6 protein-coding genes are annotated in these 3,716 nt (G+C 64.7%); 4 read left to right on the forward strand and 2 right to left on the reverse strand.

All coding sequences use genetic code 11. The features are described from left to right. Positions 1-285, reverse strand: a 285-nt coding sequence (locus SALPAC6_RS0125110; protein WP_018256052.1) for a helix-turn-helix domain-containing protein, incomplete at its 3' end; no start/stop codon positions are given. 440 nt (positions 286-725) lie between these two features. Here SALPAC6_RS0125110 and SALPAC6_RS31370 point away from each other — a divergent pair. Continuing rightward, positions 726-953 carry a winged helix-turn-helix domain-containing protein gene (locus tag SALPAC6_RS31370; RefSeq protein ID WP_018256053.1) on the forward strand — a complete coding sequence of 76 codons (228 nt, stop codon included), beginning with the start codon at positions 726-728 and terminating at the stop codon, positions 951-953. After that, positions 950-1,516 carry an NUDIX hydrolase gene (locus SALPAC6_RS28630; RefSeq protein WP_080636188.1) on the forward strand — a complete coding sequence of 189 codons (567 nt, stop codon included), beginning with the start codon at positions 950-952 and terminating at the stop codon, positions 1,514-1,516. Before SALPAC6_RS31370 ends, SALPAC6_RS28630 begins: the two co-directional genes overlap by 4 nt. Here the strand turns inward: SALPAC6_RS28630 and SALPAC6_RS0125125 are convergent. After that, complete coding sequence (locus tag SALPAC6_RS0125125) at positions 1,500-2,636, reverse strand: helix-turn-helix transcriptional regulator (RefSeq protein ID WP_018256054.1); 1,137 nt, start codon at positions 2,634-2,636, stop codon at positions 1,500-1,502. The two genes, SALPAC6_RS28630 and SALPAC6_RS0125125, sit on opposite strands and share 17 nt — an antisense overlap. A gap of 306 nt (positions 2,637-2,942) precedes the next feature. On the opposite strand from SALPAC6_RS0125125, the gene SALPAC6_RS0125130 reads away from it, so the two are divergent. Together SALPAC6_RS0125130 and SALPAC6_RS0125135 are read left to right on the forward strand one after the other, a co-directional pair. Next, positions 2,943-3,263: a WhiB family transcriptional regulator gene (locus tag SALPAC6_RS0125130; RefSeq protein WP_018256055.1), complete on the forward strand. Its 321-nt coding sequence runs from the start codon at positions 2,943-2,945 to the stop codon at positions 3,261-3,263. Then, positions 3,260-3,716, forward strand: a 457-nt coding sequence (locus tag SALPAC6_RS0125135; RefSeq protein WP_018256056.1) for a GGDEF domain-containing protein, incomplete at its 3' end; no start/stop codon positions are given. The genes SALPAC6_RS0125130 and SALPAC6_RS0125135, both read left to right, overlap by 4 nt.

A 3,716-nucleotide genomic window follows, 5' to 3' on the forward strand; every position in this document is an offset into this window, starting at 1 on the left:
AACCCGGTCCTTGAGGATCGTCAGCGACTTCGTCCACCCGATCCGCTCAGCGATCACCGTCGCCGGCATCCGCGGGAACTCCGCGAGCAACGCCCGGACCTGCGGCTCGACCCCATCCACACACGAACCGCGAGGGCCGCGCTCACGCGACGGCGGCGCCTCGGCCCGAAGCGCCGAACGGACCGTGTTACGCGCCAAACCCAACCGACGCGCAATCTCCTTGATCGGAACACCCTCAGCCCGATGCAACCGACGGACCTCAGCCCAGTCTTCCAATGCGATCACCCCTCCAGCCTCGGAGGGGTCAGTCCCAATCCGCCGCTAGAGGGTCAGTCTCAGCGCGTCGTCGACAACGTCCAGCATCATCGTTACGCGCACCTAACCACCACCATCCTCGGCCCAGCCGCCGCCGGCCTGCCACCAAATGCGGGACTACGCTACTGCTCCAAGCAATTACCGGTCGTAGTTTCGGCGCGGAATTCGGACCGGAATTCGACGTCTGTTTTCAGTCGTTTGATGCCGCTTTGATTCCGGTAGGGGAGGGGCCGCATACTCTGCTGACCTGCACCGGCACCTGCGAGGAGCCCGGCCTCATGCACTGGAACGGAAGCCCCGCCCCTAGCGGCCCTGCGATGGCACCGCACACCCAAACAGCCTTACAGGCACGAACGGGCCTGGCACGCACCAGTAGGCTAGAGGTCGAGAGTTGCGGGAGGCGCTAACGCATGGGTGGGGTCACGGCGCGCGTTGAGGATGAGATCCGTCGCATGGTTACCTCGGGTGACTACGGGCCGCAAGACAAGCTGCCGTCTGAGAGAAAGCTTGCCGAAGACCTGGGCGCAGGAAGGACAACGATTCGCCTGGTCCTGACGAAGCTGACAGCGGAAGGGCTCGTGCGGGCTGAGCACGGACGGGCGTACTTCGTCGCTGGTGAGGGCGAGGGCAACGTATGACCTCAGAGAAGAATTTGCAGCCGTGGACGACCTACGGCGAGCGAACGATTTATGACAATCCCTGGGTGAAGCTTGCGCTTGTCGACGTAGAGCCGCCTGGTGTTCGACGATTTGAACATCACGTCGTTCGGCTTCACCGTGCCGCCGTGGCTGCTGTGTTGGATGAACATGACCGGGTGCTGATGTTGTGGCGCTACCGGTTCGTACCCCAGCGGTGGGGCTGGGAGTTGCCTGGCGGGCTGGTGAATGAAGGCGAGGACGCAGCCAAGACGGCCGCTCGTGAGGTCGAAGAAGAAACGGGATGGCGGCCGACTGAGCTGCGGAACTTGACGACTTATCAGCCGCTTGTCGGCATGGTTGATGCTCCGCACGACATCTTCATCGGGCACGGTGCGACACATGTCAGTGATCCAGATGATGCCGAGGAAGCCGGCCGCGTGGCCTGGATACCCCTACGCGATATACCGGAGTTGATCAATCGGGGTGAGCTGCTTGGGTCGGGCACTCTGGTAGCCCTGCTGCATGTGCTTGCGTTCGGCTCAGGCTCTACATCCCCTGTGTGAGGCGTTCGATTCGGCGACGGTGCCGGACTGATCCGGTGCGGCTTGCCAGAAGCCGCGCCTCCTTTAGCTGCTTGACTGCCTCAATCTGTTCACCGCGTACGAGGTGAGCCTGAGCCAGATCACATCGAACCCCCGCCTGTGCGCGGACAAACGTCGGGTCCATACCGTTTAGCGCCGCGTAGAGGTCATTCACGGCCTGGTCGTCACCAAGCAGCGCGAGCGCGTTTCCACGCCATCGGGTGAGGTGGCTCTGGTTGAGAAAGATGCTGGGCATGGCAGAGTCACGCGGTTCGTCGCAAGCGGGTAGCGCTGCCGCAGCATGGTCGAGCGCGCGGCGACATTCCTCTGCTCGTCCAGCAAGGGCGCATAGCTCGGACTCGGCTGCGTAGAGCCATGCGACGAGACGCGGCGGGATACGCCCTTGGCCTTCCCGCTGCGCCTCCTGAACGAGCGCGATAGCCAGCTCCGGCTTATCAGCGTCGGCCAGGACATACGCCTGCTCGCCCATGGCGTGCGCCAGGAATGCCGGCTCGTCTGCATCTCGTGCGGCGGTCTTGCCCAGCTCGTAATGTCGCCAGGCTCGGTCCGCGGCCCCGACATCGAGCGCTTGCCACGCCGCCAGCGTTGCAGCCCCCGCCAACGCTCTTGCCACCGGCCGCCGGGCATCCGGCAGCACCGCAAACGTCAACGCATCCTGCAACGTCCCCAGATGTGCGGTCATCTGGTCAACGAGTTGGGGCGCACCAAGCTGACGGTCCATCGTCCGCAGAAGCTCGGTCTGACTCAACAGCACGTCGACCATGCTGGCGCTGATTGCTCGGGCGGCATCTATTCGCGTCGCCAGTTCGTCGTATGCATCCGATGTGCTCGTGGGTGCGGTTTTGACGGGGGTCTCGAACAGCTCGGCATCTGTTAGGCCGAGAACCCCGCGAAGGATTGTCGCGTGCTCAGTCGAGATGGCACGTCTTTCGTTTTCCCACTCGGACACATACACGCTCAGGCTAGCGGTTGATGCAACGTCGAGTCCGTGCTGTTGGGCGTACTGCTCGATGCCGGCAACTAGTCGGCGCTGTGACCAGCCGCGAGCGTTGCGCGCCTGGCGAAGCCGGTTCGACGCCACGTAGTTCCTCCACCGTGGCTGGGGTTAACAACCGAAGGTTAACCCGTGTTGGCTGCCGCTGACGACCCGCGCGGTGTTGTTTGGATGCAGCGAACAACCAAGAGAGAAGGGATCTATCCAGATCGTTGACACTGGTGCGCACCAGTTGGCATACTGCCCGCACTGGTTCGTACCAGTTGTCGGCAAGAAAGGCCTCAGCGGGTGCCAGCCCGCTGAGGCCACAGAGGCAACCCCGATCCCGACTCTGGAAGGGAGATCGACGTGCCTATGACGAGGTTAGCGGCTCCGCCCCCTCGGGCTGTAGCCGTGACGACCGAGCCGTCGTCTGTGCTGGAGAAGCGGGTGCAGGCCCGAGGTAAGTGCACTCCGGACGGCGAGAAGTCCAAGGTCAGCGCCACGAATGATCCGTGGTTCCCGGTCGACCTTAGAGAGCGGGAGCTGGAGAAGGCGGCGCACAAGGCATGTGATGGCTGCCCGGTGAAGGACTCGTGCCGTGAGCTGGCGCTGCGGATGGAGCGCGGGCTTCCTCAGGATCTGATCCACGGAGTTCTCGGCGGTCTGGCGCCACATCAGCGGATCGCAGCGAACAAGGCCCGTCGGGCGCGCTCCGGGGAGGTGGCCCGGTGAAGGCGTTGAAGATGCTGCTGCCGGCGGCTGCCGTGTTGTCGCTGGCGGGGCACGTGTGGGCCGCACAGACGGCCCGGTCGCAGCGGGTCCAGCTGGTGCGGGCCCGTCGGGATGCGGCTACGGATCCGTTGACGGGCTTGTCGAATCGGGCCGGCCTGCACGAGGCCCTGGCCGCTATGGCTGGTGAGCCCTATGACCTGGTGCTCCTGGATGTGGACGGGTTCAAGCAGATCAACGACGCCTTCGGGCACGATGCGGGTGATGCGGTGCTGGTGGAGGCCGCGGGCCGGCTGGCCGATGTGCTCGACGATGTCGATGGCGCGTGTGTGGCCCGGCTCGGTGGGGACGAGATGGTGTTGGTGTGCCCGTCGCCGGCCCCGATCGCGGGGATGCTCGGCGCGGAGGTGGTGCGGGCTCTGGCCGCGCCGATCACGGTGCCGGGTGGCCGGGAGT

The organism is Salinispora mooreana, from assembly GCF_000379065.1.
Taxonomy (GTDB): Bacteria; Actinomycetota; Actinomycetes; order Mycobacteriales; family Micromonosporaceae; genus Micromonospora; species Micromonospora mooreana.

Coding starts and splice junctions, on each gene's coding strand:
- SALPAC6_RS31370 (WP_018256053.1), top strand. CDS start 726: ATGGGTGGGGTCACGGCGCGCGTTGAGGATGAGATCCGTCGCATGGTT.
- SALPAC6_RS28630 (WP_080636188.1), top strand. CDS start 950: ATGACCTCAGAGAAGAATTTGCAGCCGTGGACGACCTACGGCGAGCGA.